The following is a 16,035-nucleotide window of genomic DNA, read 5'->3' on the forward strand; positions in this document are numbered from 1 at the left end:
CACGCAGGACACTCAGCAGCCCACGAAGCCGACCGATCCGCCGACGGACCCGACGGACCCGCCGACCGACCCGACGGACCCGCCCACGGACCCGACGGACCCGCCCACGGACCCGACCGATCCGCCCACCGAGCCGACCGACCCGCAGTCGCCGCCGGACGACGGGGGCAACAACGAGGGTGCCGCTCAGGGCGGCGAGGGCGACACGGAGTAGCACCTCTCCGGGGTGCCCACGGGGATGTGCGGCCGGGAGGCGCCGTCCCCGGCTCGGGTCAGCGTGTGGACCTTCGCCAGCTGGGGGTCTATGCGGAGGTACACCGGGTCGAAGAGGTCCCCGTCCACGTAGTGGGGGGTCGGGCCGAAGAGCTCCAGGTCGCCGGTGGTGGGGGTGAAGGTCTCGCACATGCCGACGAACTGGACCGTCCACTGGCCCTCGCGGGCCGTCCGGGTGGAGAGGTTGTCGGCGCCGTACGCGACCACGCTGCCCACACACGCCTGGTGGTAGCCGAAGCCCCGGTGCATGCGCAGCAGGATGCGGCCGTCGACCACCACGTGCCGGGCCACCGCGAGGAAGGGCAGCGCGCGCATGCTGGTCGCCACCCTGCCGTAGTCCGTGCGCCGCAGCAGGTCGTAGGCGAGCTGTTCTTCGGTCGGCATCTCCCCACCCTGCGCCAGCCGCCCGCGCCGGAAGAAGAGCCGCCCGCCCCTCAAGAGGGGGCCATAAGTCCCGTGTAAGCCTGCCCTCAGGGGGCCGAGCGGGCCCGTCCGGGCACTGGTTGGAGCGCGACGGGGCAGACAGGGGCCCGAAGGGGTCGGGCAGGGGCTCGAAAGGGTCGGGCAGAGCCGGGGCGGTCAGCGCCGCTCGGCCTGCATCCGGGCCACGTACGCCGCCGCCTGCGACCTGCGCTCCATGCCGAGCTTGGACAGCAGGCTGGAGACGTAATTCTTGATCGTCTTTTCGGCGAGGTGCAGTCGCTCGCCGATGACGCGGTTGGTCAGGCCCTCGCCGATCAGATCCAGGATCTTGCGTTCCTGATCGGTGAGGTTCGCGAGCCGGTCGTCGCCCTTGGGGTTCTTGCCGTCGCGCAGGCGCTCCAGGACGCGGGCCGTGGCGACCGGGTCGAGCAGGGACTTTCCGGCGGCGACATCGCGCACCGCGGAGAGGAGTTCATTGCCGCGAATGGCTTTGAGCACATAGCCGGAAGCACCGGCCATGATGGCGTCGAAGAGGGCCTCGTCGTCCGCGAACGACGTGAGCATCAGACATTTGATGTCGTCGCTCTGGGAACGGATCTCACGGCACACCTCGACGCCGCTGCCGTCCGGGAGCCGCACGTCGAGGACCGCTACATCAGGCCGCGTGGCCGGAATCCGCACCAGTGCGTCCGCCGCCGTGCCGGCCTCGCCGACGACCTCGATGTCGGACTCCACGGAGAGCAGTTCGTGGACTCCGCGCCGCACGACTTCGTGATCGTCAAGCAGGAATACCGTGATTTTTCCTTCTTCGCGCACCCTGCCAGTGTCACACATCAACTCTTCCCGTGCCCGGGGTGGCCGGGATAACGTGCCGGTGTTCCGGCCCCCTGCCAGGCTGTGATCAGTGCTGTGACCAGGCTGTGTTTCCGCTCTTCTCGATTTAGTTGGATTTCCTAGCGGGATTTACTTGGAAATCCAAGCAAAATTGCAGGTCAGACGGGGTTTCACAGTTTTGGTACGCACTGGGTAACGTGCTTGGAGAAGGGCGCTCGCCGGAGCAACTGTCACGCCTTGTCCCGGCTGAGCCGCACCCACCCCGTGCGACGGGCTGGAATCGGGCGAGCCGTACTGGCCTCCCGGTGGACCCCGGGGGCCGGACCGACGGAGGAGCACACGTGACCGTGGAAAGCACCGCCGCGCGCACACCGCGCCGCGCAAGCAGCGGCGGCGGCAAGCGCGCCAGTGCGAGCGCCAAGAAGACCGCGAGCCCGGACAAGGGCGCCGCGAAGGGCGCCGCACAGGGCAAGGACGCCGCCCAGGGCGGCGAGCCGGAGCTCGTACAGCTGCTTACGCCCGAGGGCGAGCGGGTCGAGAACTCCGAGTACGACCGCTACGTCGCGGACCTCACGCCGGAGGACCTCCGTGTCCTGTACCGGGACATGGTTCTCACCCGCCGCTTCGACGCCGAGGCCGTCACCCTGCAGCGACAGGGCGAGCTCGGCCTGTGGCCGTCGCTGCTCGGCCAGGAGGCCGCGCAGGTCGGATCGGGCCGCGCGACCCGCGCGGACGACTATGTCTTCCCCACCTACCGCGAGCACGGCGTGGCCTGGTGCAAGGGCGTCGACCCGACGCTCCTGCTCGGCATGTTCCGCGGCGTGAACAACGGTGGCTGGGACCCCAACACCAACGGCTTCCAGCTGTACACGATCGTCATCGGCTCGCAGACGCTGCACGCCACGGGCTACGCGATGGGCGTGGCCAAGGACGGCGCCGACAGCGCGGTGGTGGCGTACTTCGGCGACGGCGCCACCAGCCAGGGCGACGTGGCCGAGGCGTTCACCTTCTCCGCCGTCTACAACGCCCCCGTGGTGTTCTTCTGCCAGAACAACCAGTGGGCGATCTCCGAGCCGACCGAGAAGCAGAGCCGGGTGCCGCTGTACCAGCGCGCGCAGGGCTTCGGCTTCCCCGGCGTCCGCGTCGACGGCAACGACGTGCTCGCCTGTCTCGCCGTCACCAAGTGGGCCCTGGAGCGGGCGCGCGGTGGTGAAGGACCGGCGCTGATCGAGGCGTTCACGTACCGCATGGGCGCCCACACCACCTCGGACGACCCGACGCGCTACCGGCGCGACGAGGAGCGCGAGGCCTGGGAGGCCAAGGACCCGATCCTGCGGCTGCGGACGTACCTGGAGGCCCAGGGTCACGCGGATGAGGGATTCTTCGCGGAACTCGAGGCCGAGAGCGAGACGTTGGGCAAGCGAGTGCGGGACGTGGTGCGGACGATGCCCGACCCCGAGCCGATGTCGATCTTCGAGAACATCTACGCCGACGGCCACGCGCTCGTGGACGAGGAGCGCGCCCAGTTCGCCGCCTACCAGGCGTCGTTCGCGGACGCACCTGTGAACGCCGCCACTGGCGGGGAGGTCAAGTAGCCATGGCCGTACAGAAACTTCCGATCGCGAAGGCGATCAACGAGTCCCTTCGCCGGGCTCTCGACACCGACCCGAAGGTCCTCGTCATGGGCGAGGACGTCGGCAAGCTCGGTGGCGTCTTCCGGGTGACCGACGGCCTGCAGAAGGACTTCGGCGAGGACCGGGTCATCGACACCCCGCTCGCCGAGTCCGGCATCGTCGGCACGGCCATCGGCCTCGCCCTGCGCGGGTACCGCCCGGTGGTGGAGATCCAGTTCGACGGCTTCGTCTTCCCCGCGTACGACCAGATCGTCACGCAGCTCGCCAAGATGCACGCGCGTGCGCTCGGCAAGATCAAGGTGCCGGTCGTCATCCGCATTCCGTACGGCGGCGGCATCGGCGCCGTCGAGCACCACAGCGAGTCCCCGGAGTCGCTGTTCGCGCACGTCGCGGGCCTGAAGGTGGTCTCGCCGTCGAACTCGTCCGATGCCTACTGGATGCTCCAGCAGGCCATCCAGAGCGACGACCCGGTGATCTACTTCGAGCCCAAGCGGCGGTACTGGGACAAGGGCGAGGTCAACACCGACGCCATCCCCGACCCGCTGCACAAGGCCCGCACGGTCCGCGAGGGCACGGACGCGACCCTCGTGGCGTACGGCCCGATGGTGAAGACCTGCCTGGAGGCCGCCGCGGCCGCCGCCGAGGAGGGCAAGTCCCTGGAGGTCGTCGACCTGCGCACGATCTCGCCGATCGACTTCGACTCGGTGCAGGCCTCGGTCGAGAAGACCCGCCGTCTGATCGTGGTGCACGAGGCGCCGACGTTCTTCGGCTCGGGCGCCGAGATCGCCGCCCGCATCACCGAGCGGTGCTTCTACCACCTGGAGGCGCCGGTGCTCCGCGTCGGCGGCTTCCACGCCCCGTATCCGCCCGCCCGGGTCGAAGAGGACTATCTGCCGGGTCTCGACCGGGTGCTCGACGCCGTCGACCGCTCGCTGGCGTACTGAGGAAGAGGGTCGTGACGACAATGACTGACACCGCTTCGGCCGTGCGCGAGTTCAAGATGCCCGACGTGGGCGAGGGACTCACCGAGGCCGAGATCCTCAAGTGGTACGTCGCGCCGGGTGACACCGTCACCGACGGACAGGTCGTGTGCGAGGTGGAGACGGCCAAGGCCGCCGTCGAGCTGCCCATCCCGTTCGACGGGACGGTGCGGGAGCTGCGCTTCGCCGAGGGCACGACGGTGGACGTCGGCCAGGTGATCATCACGGTGGGCCCGGCCGGCGGCGCCGCGCCCGAGGCCGCGCCCGCCCCCGAGGCCACCCCCGCGCCCGCCGCGCCGGAGGAGCCCGAGGCACCCAAGGGCCGCCAGCCGGTCCTCGTCGGGTACGGCGTCTCCGAGTCCTCCACCAAGCGCCGCGCCCGCAAGCCCGTGCCGGGCCAGGGCGAGGAGCCGCCCGCCGGGACGTACTACGCGGCGGCGGTGCAGGGCGAGCTGAACGGCCACGCCCCGGCGCCCGCCCCGGCCCCCCAGGCCCCGGCGGCCACCCAGGCCGCCGCACCCACCGGCGCCCGCCCCCTGGCCAAGCCCCCGGTCCGCAAGCTCGCCAAGGACCTGGGCGTCGACCTGGCCACCATCACGCCGACCGGCCCCGACGGGATCATCACCCGCGAGGACGTGCACGCCGCGGTGGCCGCCCCGGCGCCCACGCCCGCCGTGGCCCCGGCCCCGGCCGCGCCCGCCCCGGCCGCCGCCTCCGTGGCGGCGGGCGACGCCCGCGAGACCCGCATCCCGGTCAAGGGCGTCCGCAAGGCCACCGCGCAGGCGATGGTCGGCTCGGCCTTCACGGCGCCGCACGTCACGGAGTTCGTGACGGTGGACGTGACGCGCACGATGAAGCTGGTCGAGGAGCTCAAGCAGGATCGTGCCTTCGAGGGGCTGCGGGTCAACCCGCTGCTTCTGATCTCCAAGGCGCTGCTCCTCGCGATCCGCCGGAACCCGGACGTGAACGCGGCCTGGGACGAGGCGAACCAGGAGATCGTCCAGAAGCACTATGTGAACCTGGGCATCGCCGCGGCGACCCCGCGCGGTCTGATCGTGCCGAACATCAAGGACGCGCACGCCAAGACCCTGCCCGAGCTGGCCTCGTCCCTGGGCGAGTTGGTGACCACGGCCCGCGAGGGCAAGACGTCGCCCGGCGCCATGCAGGGCGGCACGGTCACGATCACGAACATCGGTGTCTTCGGCATCGACACGGGCACGCCCATTCTGAACCCGGGCGAGTCCGCGATCCTCGCGGTCGGCGCGATCAAGCTCCAGCCGTGGGTCCACAAGGGCAAGGTGAAGCCCCGTCAGGTGACCACCCTCGCGCTCTCCTTCGACCACCGCCTGGTGGACGGCGAGCTGGGCTCGAAGGTGCTCGGTGACGTGGCGGCGATCCTGGAGCAGCCCAAGCGGCTGATGACCTGGGCGTAGCGCCCTTCAGTACGAAGGGGCACAGCGCCCTTCAGTACGAAGGACGGGGCCCACCGCGATGTGCGGTGGGCCCCGTCCCCGTATCCACGGACCGTTGCTTCAAGGGCTGCTAGGCGACCTTGAAGCCGTAGTCCATGACCTTCTTCGCGTCCGCGATGCGGGCGGCGGAGGAGGTGGACGTGAGCACCGTGCCGATGACCGTCTTGCCGTTGCGCGTGGCGGCGAAGACCAGGCAGTACTTGGCCTGCGGGCCGGAGCCCGTCTTCACGCCGATCGCGCCGCGGTAGGAGCCGAGCAGGGCGTTGGTGTTCTTCCAGGGCGCCATGGTGCGGGTGCCGCCGGTCTTGGTCTTCGTCTTCGCCGTGTACGTCTTCGTCTTCACGATCGTGCGGAACTGCGAGTACTTCATCGCGTTGCTCGCGAGCTTCGTCAGGTCGCGCGGCGTCGAGTAGTTGGCGCCGTTGCTGATGCCGTCGAACGAGTCGAAGTGCGTGTTCTTCAGCTTCAGGTCCTTGGCCGTCTTGTTCATCTGGCCGATGAAGGACTTCACGCGCGCGGCGCGGGACGAGCCCTTGCCGTACTTGTCCGCGAGGGCGTACGCGGCGTCGCAGCCGGACGGCAGCATCAGCCCGTACAGGAGCTGGCGGACCGTCACCTTGTCGCCCACGATGAGGCGGGCGTGCGAGGCGTTGTTGCGGACGATGTAGTCGCTGTACGCCTTCTGGATCGTGACCTTCGAGTCCAGGTTGAGGTTCCGCTGGCCGAGGACCACTCGGGCGGTCATTATCTTCGTCGTCGAGCCGGTGGCGCGGCGCGTGTCCGCAGCCTTGTTGAACAGTTCCTTGCCCGAGCCGTTGTTCATCAGGTAGCCGCCCTTGGCGGCGATCGACGGCTTGGGCGGCGCGGCGGCCTGCGCGGGAGCCACGGCGATGCCCGTGGTGAGGACGGCTCCGGCGGTGACGGCAGCGGCTGCGCTTATACGACGCACGCGCACGCCCGGGGTGCGGATTCTCAAGGTGAACGCTCCGTTGTCCCTGCTTGATGAGGTAGTTGGCGGCTTATGTCCCGAATCTCCTTGCGGTGCAGGCGAGATGGGAAAGCCGTCACAGGGATGACTGACGAGAGGGTGGAACGGATGCGTGCCAAACGGGTAAAGATGCGGCCAAGTCGTGTTGAGTGGATCACTGTCGGGCGGCCCCTGTCCGGATCGTGGAACCGGGCTCCCCGTGTATACGTGTTGTATCTATGCTGTGCGCATGCCCGCCGCCCCACCCGCCTCCATGGCCCCGCCCCCGTCCACCGACAAGTCCTCCCTCAAGCAGCCCCCCGCCGCAGAGCGCGTCTACGCGCACGTCAAGCAGGGCGTCCTGGAACGCCACTACGAGGGCGGCACGCTCCTCACGGAGGGAGAGCTCGCCGAGGCCGTGGGGGTGTCCCGCACACCGGTGCGCGAGGCGCTCCTGAAGCTGGAGGTCGAGGGGCTGCTGCGGCTCTACCCGAAGAAGGGCGCCCTCGTCCTGCCGGTCTCCGCGCAGGAGATCGCGGACGTCGTCGAGACCCGGCTGCTCGTCGAGACGCACTCGGTGCGCAAGGCGGTGCCCGCGCCTGCCGGACTCCTCGACCGGCTGACGGAGCTGCTCGAACAGCAGCGGGAGCAGGCCGCGGCCGGTGACCTCGCGGCGGCGGCGAAGACCGACCGCTGCTTCCACGCGGAGATCGTCCGCAGCGGCGGCAACGACATCCTGTCCCGCCTCTACGACCAGCTGCGCGACCGCCAGCTGCGGATGGGCGTCGCCGTGATGCACTCCCACCCCGACCGCATCGCCAAGACCCTCGCCGAGCACGAGGAGATCCTCGCGGCACTGACGGCACAGGACGCGGACGCCGCGGTGGACGTGGTCACGCGGCACGTCGGCTGGTTCCAGAACCTCGCGCGGGGAGCCGCACGATGACCACCGGCGCGACGGCCGGGGCGGCCCGGCTGCCCGGGGACCCGCCCGGCGGACGGCGGGCCGTGCTCGTGTGGTCCGTCGGCGTCTCCGTCTACTTCGTCGCCGTCATCTTCCGCACCTCGCTGGGCGTCGCGGGCCTGGACGCCGCCGACCGCTTCCACGTCAACGCCTCCGCCCTGTCGACGTTCTCGATACTCCAACTGCTCGTGTACGCGGGCATGCAGATACCCGTCGGCCTGATGGTGGACCGGCTCGGCACGAAGAAGGTCCTGACCCTCGGCGTGGTCCTGTTCACCCTCGGCCAGCTCGGCTTCGCGCTCTCGCCCTCGTACGGCATGGCGCTCGCCTCGCGCGCGCTGCTCGGCTGCGGCGACGCGATGACGTTCATCAGCGTGCTGCGGCTCGGCACCCGCTGGTTCCCCGTCCGGCGCGGCCCGCTCGTCGCGCAGCTCGCCGGGCTCGTCGGCATGGCGGGCAACCTGGTCTCGACCCTCGTGCTCGCCCGGGTCCTGCACGAGGTCGGCTGGACCACCGCGTTCGCGGGCAGCGCGCTCGCCGGAGTCGTCGTCCTCGTGGTGATGGCGGTGTTCCTGAAGGACCACCCGGAGGGCCACGAGCCGGAGCCGCCCGCGGCACGGCCCGGCGGCGGACCCGGCTTCGTACGCGAACAGATCGCGCTGTCCTGGCGGGAGCCCGGCACCCGGCTCGGCCTGTGGGTGCACTTCACGACGCAGTTCCCCGCGATGGTGTTCCTGCTCCTGTGGGGCCTGCCGTTCCTGGTCGAGGCGCAGGGCCTGTCGCGCGGCGCGGCGGGGGACCTGCTGACGCTGATCGTCCTGGCGAACATGGCGATCGGCCTGGTCTTCGGGCAGGTCGTGGCCCGGCACCACGCGGCGCGGCTGCCGCTGGCGCTCGGCACGGTGGGCGCGACGGCGGCCGTCTGGGCGGCGACGCTCGCCTGGCCCGGGGCGCACGCGCCGCTGTGGCTGCTCGTGGTGCTGTGCGTGGTGCTCGGCGCCTGCGGTCCGGCCTCGATGATCGGCTTCGACTTCGCGCGGCCCGCGAATCCGCCGGAGCGGCAGGGGACGGCCTCCGGCATCACCAACATGGGTGGTTTCATCGCCTCGATGACGACGCTGTTCGCCATCGGAGTGCTGCTCGACGCGACCGGCGACAACTACCGGATCGCCTTCTCCGCGGTCTTCGTCCTGGAGGCCGTCGGCCTCAGCCAGATCCTGCGGCTGCGGAGCCGGGCGGCGCGCAGGGAGCGGGAGCGGCTGGTGGCGAGCCGGGTGGAGACGGTGCACGTTCCTGTCTGACGGTGCACGTCCCGTCATGACGGTGCACGTCTGGCGGCGCGCGTCCCCGTGTGTGGCGTACGCCCCCGGCCCGCCGTGGGGACTCGCCGCGCCGCCGGGTTCCGGGACCGCCCCGGAACCCCGGCCGGCGTGCTACGGCGTGACCGCGAACTCCCCGAGGATCGCGTCGCCGAGGTCCTGGTCGCCCTCGACCTTCACCCGGTCCTTGACGGCCGCGTACGAGACCCGCCCGCAGGCGAGCCGGAAGTACGTGTCCCAGTCCATGCCGATGGTGGCGAGCGGGCCGAGCGAGGGGGCGTTGTCCACCGTCGCCCTGCCCTCCGCGTCGACGCGCACCGTGCGCAGGAACTCGACGGGGCCGCTCACGTCGAAGACCACCGCGGAGTTCGCCGGGGCGCCCGCCTTCTTCGCGACCACCTTCGGCAGCCCCTGCAGGAGCAGGTCACGGACGACGTACGCCCCCGGCGACTCGATGTTCCCCGGCTTCCTGAGGGCCGTGCGCAGGTCCTGCTCGTGCACCCACACGTCGAACGCCCGCGTCCGCATGGCCAGTTCCAGGGTCTGCTCCGTGCCGAGCGGGCCGCGCACCTTCGTCGACGGGTCGCGGGACTCGTTCCGCAGCTGCCGGGAGCGGCGGATGATCGTGTACTCCAGCTCGGAGGTCATCTCGGGCGCCGTGTGGTGGCGGCGGACGTCGACCTGCATCTCCATGTAGCGCTGGCCCTCGGTCTGCACGTGGTACAGATCGCGCGGCAGGGTGTGGATCGGGCGCGGGTCACCCAGCATCTCGCAGTCGAGGCCGATGACATGGGAGACGATGTCCCGCACGGACCAGGCCGGGCAGGGGGTCGGCTGGTTCCACTCCCCCTCGGTGAGGGGGGACACCAGCTCGGATATCGCTTCCACGGAGTGGGTCCAGGCATCGGCGTAGGTTTGAAGGCTGGGATGGAGACTCACGGGACCCCTCGGCGGTCGTACGCGGGCGGTGGGTGTCTGGGACGCTAAGTTACGCTGCCCGCTGGCACCCCGGCAGTGCTTTCGTGTGACGATCGTAGGCCTAGTTGACGGCTCGAATGCCAGGACGGTGGTAGTGTGCGCGCCTCTCTCCTCCAGATCGCCGTAGACGATGATGAATCAGTCAATTCCCGTCGGCAGCGGGTCTCTTCGCTGGTACGCGAGATCGCCGAGCGGGAGCGTTCCGGCCTGCTCGTGCTGCCCGAGCTGTGGACGACGGGCGCCTTCGCCTACGAGTCCTTCGACGCCGAGGCCGAGCCGCTCCAGGGGCCCACGTACGAGGTGATGGCCAAGGCCGCGCGGGAGTCCGGGGTGTGGCTGCACGCCGGGTCGATTCCCGAGCGCGCCCCCGACGGGGCCCTGTACAACACCTCCCTGGTCTTCTCGCCCGAGGGTGAGCTCGCCGCCTCGTACCGGAAGATCCACCGGTTCGGCTTCGACAAGGGGGAGGCCGTGATGATGGGCGCGGGCACGGAGCTGGTCACCGCCCGTACGCCCGAGGCCGTGCTCGGCCTCGCCACCTGCTACGACCTGCGCTTCCCCGAGCTGTTCCGGGGCCTCGTCGACGACGGGGCCGAGGTGTTCGTCGTCCCCGCCGGGTGGCCCGCGCGGCGGCGGGCGCACTGGTCGCTGTTCGCGCGGGCGCGGGCCGTCGAGGACCAGGTGTTCGTGCTCGCCTGTGGGACCGCGGGGACGCACGCCGGGGTGCCGCAGGCGGGGGCCAGTGTCGTGGTCGACCCGTGGGGCGAGGTGCTGGCCGAGGCGGACGGGGCTGAGGAGGTTGTCCTCACGGTGGACCTCGACCTTGGGAAGGTCGCGGAAACCCGGGAACAGTTCCCGGCGCTTAAGGACCGTCGGTTGTCGTAGCCACAGGCGGGGGGGCTCAGTCCCCCGCGCCGCGTTCCTTCTCCGCCAGGCGGATCACGCAGATCGTGATGGCCAGGAGCAGGGACGGGTCCGCGTCGTCGCGGGTGATGTGGACGCCGTAGGTGTCGCGGACGCTGAACCAGCGGCGGGAGATGTCGGCGAGGAGTTCGCCCTCGTACTCGATGGCGAACTCGCGGTCCAGGATCTTGCCGCTGACGTCCAGTTCGGTCGAGCCGTCGGCGAGCTCCACCCGGTAGTGGTTGCGGAGCAGGGACAGGCGCTTGCGCTTGACCCTGGCGAGCGGCTCGCCCTCGCGCTCGATCACCATCGTGTCGCGCAGGGCGAGCATCTTCGCGTGGATGTCGACGAGGACCCGCCCCTGCATGTCCTTCAGCTCGAAGGTGTCCCGCAGCCGCATCGCCTTGCCGTCGACGAAGAAGACCTTGCGGCCCCGGTCGTCCTCGATCCAGTAGTCGTCGCCGATGCCGAACAGCCGGTCGCGTACGAGAAGTCTCATGCGCCCATGAGTACCCCGAAACGCACGATATCCCCCCGGCGACCGGCCGGTTCAGCCTTCCAGGAACGCGAGCAGCGCCTCCGCGAGCAGATGCGGGTCGTCGGCGCCGCACAGCTCGCGGGCGCTGTGCATCGACAGGATGGCCACGCCGATGTCGACCGTCTTGATGCCGTGCCGCGCGGCCGTGATCGGGCCGATCGTCGTGCCGCAGGGCATCGAGTTGTTGGACACGAACGCCTGGAACGGCACGCCCGCCTTCTCGCAGGCGGCGGCGAACACGGCGCGGCCGCCGCCGTCCGTGGCGTAGCGGTTGTTGACGTTCACCTTCAGGATCGGGCCCCGGTTGGCGCGCGGGTGGTGCGTCGGGTCGTGCCGCTCGCCGTAGTTGGGGTGGACGGCGTGGCCGGTGTCGGACGACAGACAGACGGTGCCCGCGAAGGCCCGCGCCTTGTCCTCGTACGAACCGCCGCGCGCGAAGACCGAACGCTCCAGGACCGTGCCGAGCAGCGGGCCGTCCGCGCCGGTGTCGGACTGCGAGCCGTTCTCCTCGTGGTCGAAGGCGGCGAGGACGGGGATGTACGGCAGCGCGTCGGCGTCGGGGGCGGTGGCCGCGGCGGCCAGGGCCGCCGTACCGGCGTGCACGGAAAGGAGGTTGTCCATGCGGGGGCCCGCGAGCAGGTCGCGGTCGCGGCCCAGGTACGCGGGCGGCTCGATGGAGTGCGTCATCAGGTCCCAGCCGGTCACCTCGCCGGGGGCGAGGCCGCACTCCTCCTCGACGAAGCGGATCAGGTCGCCCTCGCGGACGTCGTCGCCGAGGCCCCAGATGGGCTGCATGTGCTTCTGCTTGTCGAGCTTCAGGCCGTCGGTGTGCACCGAACGGTCCATGTGGATGGCCAGTTGGGGTACGCGGAGCAGTGCGCGGTCGATGTTGACCAGGCGGGACGTGCCGTCCCGCAGGGACAGACGGCCCGCGAGGCCCAGGTCGCGGTCCAGCCAGGAGTTGAGCAGCGGGCCGCCGTAGATCTCCACGGCCACCTGGCGCCAGCCGTGCGCGCCGGTGTCCGGCAGGGGCTTGACGCGCAGGTTCGGGGAGTCGGTGTGGGCGCCGACGATGCGGTACGGGGTGTGCGGGGCGGCGCCCTCCGGGACGAACCACGCGACGATCGCGCCGCCCCGCAGCACGTACTTGCCGCCGGTCGAGCCGTCCCAGGCGTCGGTCTCGCCGACCTGGCGGAAGCCGGCCTTCTCCAGGCGTTCGGCGGCGCTCGCCACGGCGTGGTACGGCGAGGGGCTCGCCGCCAGGAAGGTGATGAGGTCGTCGGTGTGGCCGCGGTCGAAGCGGGGGCGTGTGCTCATGGCGTCACCTTAGCTACGCCCCTGCGGGGGGCTGGGGGTGGTTCTTACGGTGCGGCGCCGCGGGGGCTGGCCCTGTCCCGCCGCTTCGCGGCGGATCTCTCCCACCCGCCCGCCCATTTCTGCCTCACAGTGCGGTGGACCCCGCCTGGGGGGGCGTTCGCCGTCGGCGGCTGCGGCTGGGGGGCCACTGGCGCTGCGCGCCGCTGCCGCTCTCCCACGGGGTGATTACGGCGGCGTGACGGACATGGTGGTGGCCCGCTCCCCGGGGCGGAGGAGCGGGCCACCTGGTCTGGGTGGGGGCGGGCTAGAACGCCGCCTCGTCCAGCTCCATCAGGTCGAGGGTGACCGTCTCGGAGAGGGCGCGCTGGGTGGCCACGCCCGGCAGGACGTTCGCCGCGAAGAACCTGGCTGCGGCGATCTTGCCCTGGTAGAACGCCTGGTCCTTCGCCGCGGCGGTCTCCAGCTTCTCGGCGGCGACGGCGGCACCCCGAAGCAGCAGGTAGCCGACGACGACGTCGCCGGAGGCGAGGAGGAGGCGGGTGGTGTTGAGGCCGACCTTGTAGATGGACTTGACGTCCTGCTCCGTGGCCGCGAGGTCGGTGAGCATGACGCCGACCATGGCCTCCAGCTCGACGGCCGCCTTGGCCAGCTCCGCGCGGGCCCCGGCGAGCTGCTCGCCGCCGGTGCCGACGGCGAGGAACTTCTTGATGTCCTCGGCGAGGCCGTTCAGCGCGGCGCCCTGGTTGCGGACGATCTTCCGGAAGAAGAAGTCCTGGCCCTGGATCGCGGTGGTGCCCTCGTAGAGGGTGTCGATCTTGGCGTCGCGGATGTACTGCTCGATCGGGTACTCCTGCAGGTACCCGGAGCCGCCGAACGTCTGGAGCGACTGCGCCAGCTGCTCGTAGGCCTTCTCCGAGCCGTAGCCCTTCACGATGGGCAGGAGCAGGTCGTTCAGCGCGTGCAGGGCGGAGGCGTCCTCGCCCGTCGCCTCCTTGACCGCGATCTCGTCCTGAACGGCGGCGGTGTGCAGGACGAGGGCGCGCATGCCCTCCGCGTACGCCTTCTGCGTCATCAGGGAGCGACGCACGTCCGGGTGGTGGGTGATGGTCACCTTCGGCGCGGTCTTGTCCATGAACTGGGCGAGGTCGGGGCCCTGGACGCGCTCCTTGGCGTACTCCAGGGCGTTCAGGTAGCCCGTGGAGAGCGTCGAGATCGCCTTCGTGCCGACCATCATGCGGGCGAACTCGATGATGCGGAACATCTGGCGGATGCCGTCGTGCTTGTCGCCGATCAGCCAGCCCTTGGCGGGGTGCTGGTCGCCGAACGTCATCTCGCAGGTGTTGGACGCCTTCAGGCCCATCTTGTGCTCGACGTTGGTCGCGTAGACGCCGTTGCGCTCGCCGAGCTCGCCGGTCTCCCAGTCGAAGTCGTACTTCGGCACGAGGAAGAGGGACAGGCCCTTGGTGCCGGGGCCGTGGCCCTCGGGGCGGGCGAGGACGTAGTGGAGGATGTTCTCCGACATGTCGTGCTCACCGGACGTGATGAAGCGCTTCACGCCCTCGATGTGCCAGGAGCCGTCCTCCTGCTGCACGGCCTTGGTGCGGCCCGCGCCCACGTCGGAGCCCGCGTCCGGCTCGGTGAGGACCATCGTGGAGCCCCACTGCTTCTCCACGGCGATCTCGGCGACCTTCTTCTGCGCCTCGTTGCCCTCCTCGAAGAGGATGCCGGCGAACGCCGGTCCTGAGGAGTACATCCAGACCGCCGGGTTGGCGCCGAGCAGCAGTTCCGCGTAGGCCCAGATCAGGGAGCGGGGGGCGGTGGTGCCGCCGATCTCCTCGGGCAGCCCGAGACGCCAGTACTCGGAGTCCATGAAGGCCTGGTAGCTCTTCTTGAAGGAGGCCGGGACCGGGGCGGTGCTGGTCGCCGGGTCGAAGACCGGCGGGTTGCGGTCGGCGTCCTCGTAGGACTCGGCGAGCTCGTTCTCGGCGAGGCGGCACAGCTCGCTGAGGATGCTCTTGGCGGTCTCGACGTCCATCTCCGCGAACGGGCCGCTGCCGTACAGCTTGTCGCGGCCGAGCACCTCGAAGAGGTTGAACTCGATGTCGCGGAGATTCGACTTGTAGTGCCCCATGGCGACGGCTCCGTAAGTGGCTTGGGAGGCTGGAATCCTCGTGGGCGTACCAGTAAGTAGCTAGTCGTTGACCATGATGCTACCCGTCGGTAATAAGAGGCAACCCCTGATGGCCCAAGTGTGAGCAGGGTCTATTCGGTAGGCCTGCTTCCGGTCGGGGCCCCGGATCCCGCCCGGTCTACGCCTCGGCCAGGAAGTCGGTGATCAGGCGCTGCCACTGGGCGGGCTGCTCGGCGAAGGGGAGGTGGCCGGTGCCTATCTCGGCCACGCGGGCGCCCCTGATTCCGGCCGCGACCTCGCGCTGGGCGGCGGGCGGGACGAGCTGGTCCTCTGTGGTCGCGATGACCAGGGTCGGGACCGTGACGGCGGCCAGGTCCGCGCGGACGTCCGTGCGGATGACCAGGTCCACGTGGTCCGGGGTGCCCTCCGGGGCCGACTCCGCCGTGCCCCGCAGGGTCGCCGCGAGCTGCTCCGGGGTCAGTGCGTCCAGGGCCCGGGGGCTCAGGGCGAGCGGGAGCAGGAAGCGGGCCAGCTTGTCCCGGTCGCGGGACGAGGCCAGGTGGTGCCAGGTCTGGGCGGCGAGGGTCATGCGGGTGTCCGGGCGGGCGAAGGGGGCCGTCAGGACCAGGGCCTTCACCCGGTCCGGGTGGCGGGTCGCCGTGCGGACGGCCGCCGCGGTGCCCAGCGAATAGCCCGCCAGGGCGAAGGTGTCCGCGCCCTCCGCGTCGGCCGCGGCGATCAGCTCGTCCGCGAGGGTGTCCAGAGTCAGGGGTTCCTTGGTGCGCGGCGTCTCCCCCGACCCCGGGTAGTCGACGGCCACGACCCTGTGGGCCGCCGCCAGCCCCGGCAGGACCGGCCCGAAGTTGGCCTCCACGGAGCCGCCCGCGCCGTGCGCCAGGAGCAGAGCCGGGCCCTCTCCGAGGGTGGTCCGGGCGTACGTCGCCCTGGTCGTGCGTGTGGGTGTGGTCGTGCCTGCGGACATGCTTGGGTCCCCCTCGGGTCGAGTATCTGTAGCCCCCGCTACAAAAACGGTAACTGCCCCTCTGGCTCTTTGTCTAGCGACCGCTACATAATCTCTCGCCGCAGCTCACGTGGCCCTGGGCGTCAAACGCACCGTCGGCCGGGGCTGTGCCCACCCTTCCCCAAGCTCTCGGCTTCGCTCGAGCAGGGGAGACCCCTATCGCCCTGCGGGACGATTGCCCACAGCGGTGGCGGTAGTGGTGGCGGTCGTGGGGGTAACTGCCGGGGGGAGGCCGGGTCGTGGGGCGCCCCGGGCCCCACGGAACCGGCGTCCGCGTACGG

General features: G+C 70.7%; 14 protein-coding genes and 1 pseudogene. 7 read left to right on the plus strand and 8 right to left on the minus strand.

Going from position 1 to position 16,035, the window contains the following annotated elements:
- Positions 1–214: pseudogene (locus ACFVHO_RS03645) on the plus strand (serine/threonine protein kinase); the annotation flags it as partial.
- Here the strand turns inward: ACFVHO_RS03645 and ACFVHO_RS03650 are convergent.
- Together ACFVHO_RS03650 and ACFVHO_RS03655 are read right to left on the minus strand one after the other, a co-directional pair.
- Positions 187–657, minus strand: a complete 471-nt coding sequence (locus tag ACFVHO_RS03650) for a pyridoxamine 5'-phosphate oxidase family protein (protein ID WP_385709626.1) — start codon at positions 655–657, stop codon at positions 187–189. The pseudogene ACFVHO_RS03645 and the gene ACFVHO_RS03650 overlap by 28 nt on opposite strands.
- Before the next feature lie 195 nt (positions 658–852).
- Entirely contained in the window at positions 853–1,512 is a 660-nt protein-coding gene (locus ACFVHO_RS03655; RefSeq protein ID WP_385709629.1) for a response regulator, read from the minus strand.
- Positions 1,513–1,871: 359 nt separating this feature from the next.
- Here ACFVHO_RS03655 and pdhA point away from each other — a divergent pair, with 359 nt between their 5' ends.
- The 3 genes from pdhA to ACFVHO_RS03670 are packed head-to-tail and all read left to right on the plus strand — an operon-like array spanning position 1,872 to position 5,577.
- Entirely contained in the window at positions 1,872–3,125 is a 1,254-nt protein-coding gene (gene pdhA / locus ACFVHO_RS03660; RefSeq protein ID WP_385709632.1) for a pyruvate dehydrogenase (acetyl-transferring) E1 component subunit alpha, read from the plus strand.
- A gap of 2 nt (positions 3,126–3,127) precedes the next feature.
- Positions 3,128–4,108, plus strand: coding sequence for an alpha-ketoacid dehydrogenase subunit beta (locus ACFVHO_RS03665; protein ID WP_385709634.1), 981 nt, complete (start codon positions 3,128–3,130; stop codon positions 4,106–4,108).
- 20 nt (positions 4,109–4,128) lie between these two features.
- Positions 4,129–5,577, plus strand: a complete 1,449-nt coding sequence (locus tag ACFVHO_RS03670) for a dihydrolipoamide acetyltransferase family protein (RefSeq protein WP_385710082.1) — start codon at positions 4,129–4,131, stop codon at positions 5,575–5,577.
- Positions 5,578–5,686: 109 nt separating this feature from the next.
- Here the strand turns inward: ACFVHO_RS03670 and ACFVHO_RS03675 are convergent, their stop codons facing one another.
- On the minus strand, positions 5,687–6,565 hold the full coding sequence (locus tag ACFVHO_RS03675) for a D-alanyl-D-alanine carboxypeptidase family protein (RefSeq protein WP_385709637.1): 879 nt from the start codon (positions 6,563–6,565) through the stop codon (positions 5,687–5,689).
- A 268-nt stretch (positions 6,566–6,833) separates the two neighbouring features.
- Here ACFVHO_RS03675 and ACFVHO_RS03680 point away from each other — a divergent pair, with 268 nt between their 5' ends.
- Both ACFVHO_RS03680 and ACFVHO_RS03685 read left to right on the plus strand, forming a co-directional pair.
- Positions 6,834–7,529 carry a GntR family transcriptional regulator gene (locus ACFVHO_RS03680; protein ID WP_385709640.1) on the plus strand — a complete coding sequence of 232 codons (696 nt, stop codon included), beginning with the start codon at positions 6,834–6,836 and terminating at the stop codon, positions 7,527–7,529.
- Complete coding sequence (locus ACFVHO_RS03685) at positions 7,526–8,848, plus strand: nitrate/nitrite transporter (RefSeq protein WP_385709643.1); 1,323 nt, start codon at positions 7,526–7,528, stop codon at positions 8,846–8,848. Before ACFVHO_RS03680 ends, ACFVHO_RS03685 begins: the two co-directional genes overlap by 4 nt.
- Before the next feature lie 132 nt (positions 8,849–8,980).
- On the opposite strand, the gene ACFVHO_RS03690 is transcribed toward ACFVHO_RS03685, so the two are convergent.
- Positions 8,981–9,805 (minus strand): maleylpyruvate isomerase family mycothiol-dependent enzyme, encoded by an 825-nt coding sequence (locus ACFVHO_RS03690; RefSeq protein ID WP_385709646.1) that lies wholly within the window; start codon positions 9,803–9,805, stop codon positions 8,981–8,983.
- Between the two features lie 135 nt (positions 9,806–9,940).
- Here ACFVHO_RS03690 and ACFVHO_RS03695 point away from each other — a divergent pair, with 135 nt between their 5' ends.
- Positions 9,941–10,729 (plus strand): carbon-nitrogen family hydrolase, encoded by a 789-nt coding sequence (locus ACFVHO_RS03695; protein ID WP_385709649.1) that lies wholly within the window; start codon positions 9,941–9,943, stop codon positions 10,727–10,729.
- A 16-nt stretch (positions 10,730–10,745) separates the two neighbouring features.
- Here ACFVHO_RS03695 and ACFVHO_RS03700 read toward each other — a convergent pair whose 3' ends face one another.
- The 4 genes from ACFVHO_RS03700 to ACFVHO_RS03715 form a co-directional block, all read right to left on the minus strand.
- Positions 10,746–11,246, minus strand: coding sequence for an LURP-one-related/scramblase family protein (locus ACFVHO_RS03700; protein WP_385709652.1), 501 nt, complete (start codon positions 11,244–11,246; stop codon positions 10,746–10,748).
- 51 nt (positions 11,247–11,297) lie between these two features.
- Complete coding sequence (locus ACFVHO_RS03705; RefSeq protein ID WP_385709655.1) at positions 11,298–12,602, minus strand: M18 family aminopeptidase; 1,305 nt, start codon at positions 12,600–12,602, stop codon at positions 11,298–11,300.
- A gap of 304 nt (positions 12,603–12,906) precedes the next feature.
- Entirely contained in the window at positions 12,907–14,733 is a 1,827-nt protein-coding gene (locus ACFVHO_RS03710; RefSeq protein WP_385709658.1) for an acyl-CoA dehydrogenase, read from the minus strand.
- A gap of 178 nt (positions 14,734–14,911) precedes the next feature.
- On the minus strand, positions 14,912–15,715 hold the full coding sequence (locus ACFVHO_RS03715; protein ID WP_385709661.1) for an alpha/beta fold hydrolase: 804 nt from the start codon (positions 15,713–15,715) through the stop codon (positions 14,912–14,914).
- Between the last annotated feature and the right edge of the window lie 320 nt (positions 15,716–16,035).

The organism is Streptomyces sp. NPDC127108 (assembly GCF_042677545.1).
GTDB lineage: Bacteria > Actinomycetota > Actinomycetes > Streptomycetales > Streptomycetaceae > Streptomyces.

Excerpts from the sequence above, each read along its gene's own strand:
- ACFVHO_RS03650 (WP_385709626.1), bottom strand. The coding sequence starts at position 657 with ATGCCGACCGAAGAACAGCTCGCCTACGACCTGCTGCGGCGCACGGAC.
- ACFVHO_RS03665 (WP_385709634.1), top strand. The coding sequence starts at position 3,128 with ATGGCCGTACAGAAACTTCCGATCGCGAAGGCGATCAACGAGTCCCTT.
- ACFVHO_RS03670 (WP_385710082.1), top strand. The coding sequence starts at position 4,129 with ATGACTGACACCGCTTCGGCCGTGCGCGAGTTCAAGATGCCCGACGTG.
- ACFVHO_RS03680 (WP_385709640.1), top strand. The coding sequence starts at position 6,834 with ATGCCCGCCGCCCCACCCGCCTCCATGGCCCCGCCCCCGTCCACCGAC.
- ACFVHO_RS03685 (WP_385709643.1), top strand. The coding sequence starts at position 7,526 with ATGACCACCGGCGCGACGGCCGGGGCGGCCCGGCTGCCCGGGGACCCG.
- ACFVHO_RS03700 (WP_385709652.1), bottom strand. The coding sequence starts at position 11,246 with ATGAGACTTCTCGTACGCGACCGGCTGTTCGGCATCGGCGACGACTAC.
- ACFVHO_RS03705 (WP_385709655.1), bottom strand. The coding sequence starts at position 12,602 with ATGAGCACACGCCCCCGCTTCGACCGCGGCCACACCGACGACCTCATC.
- ACFVHO_RS03710 (WP_385709658.1), bottom strand. The coding sequence starts at position 14,733 with ATGGGGCACTACAAGTCGAATCTCCGCGACATCGAGTTCAACCTCTTC.
- ACFVHO_RS03715 (WP_385709661.1), bottom strand. The coding sequence starts at position 15,715 with ATGTCCGCAGGCACGACCACACCCACACGCACGACCAGGGCGACGTAC.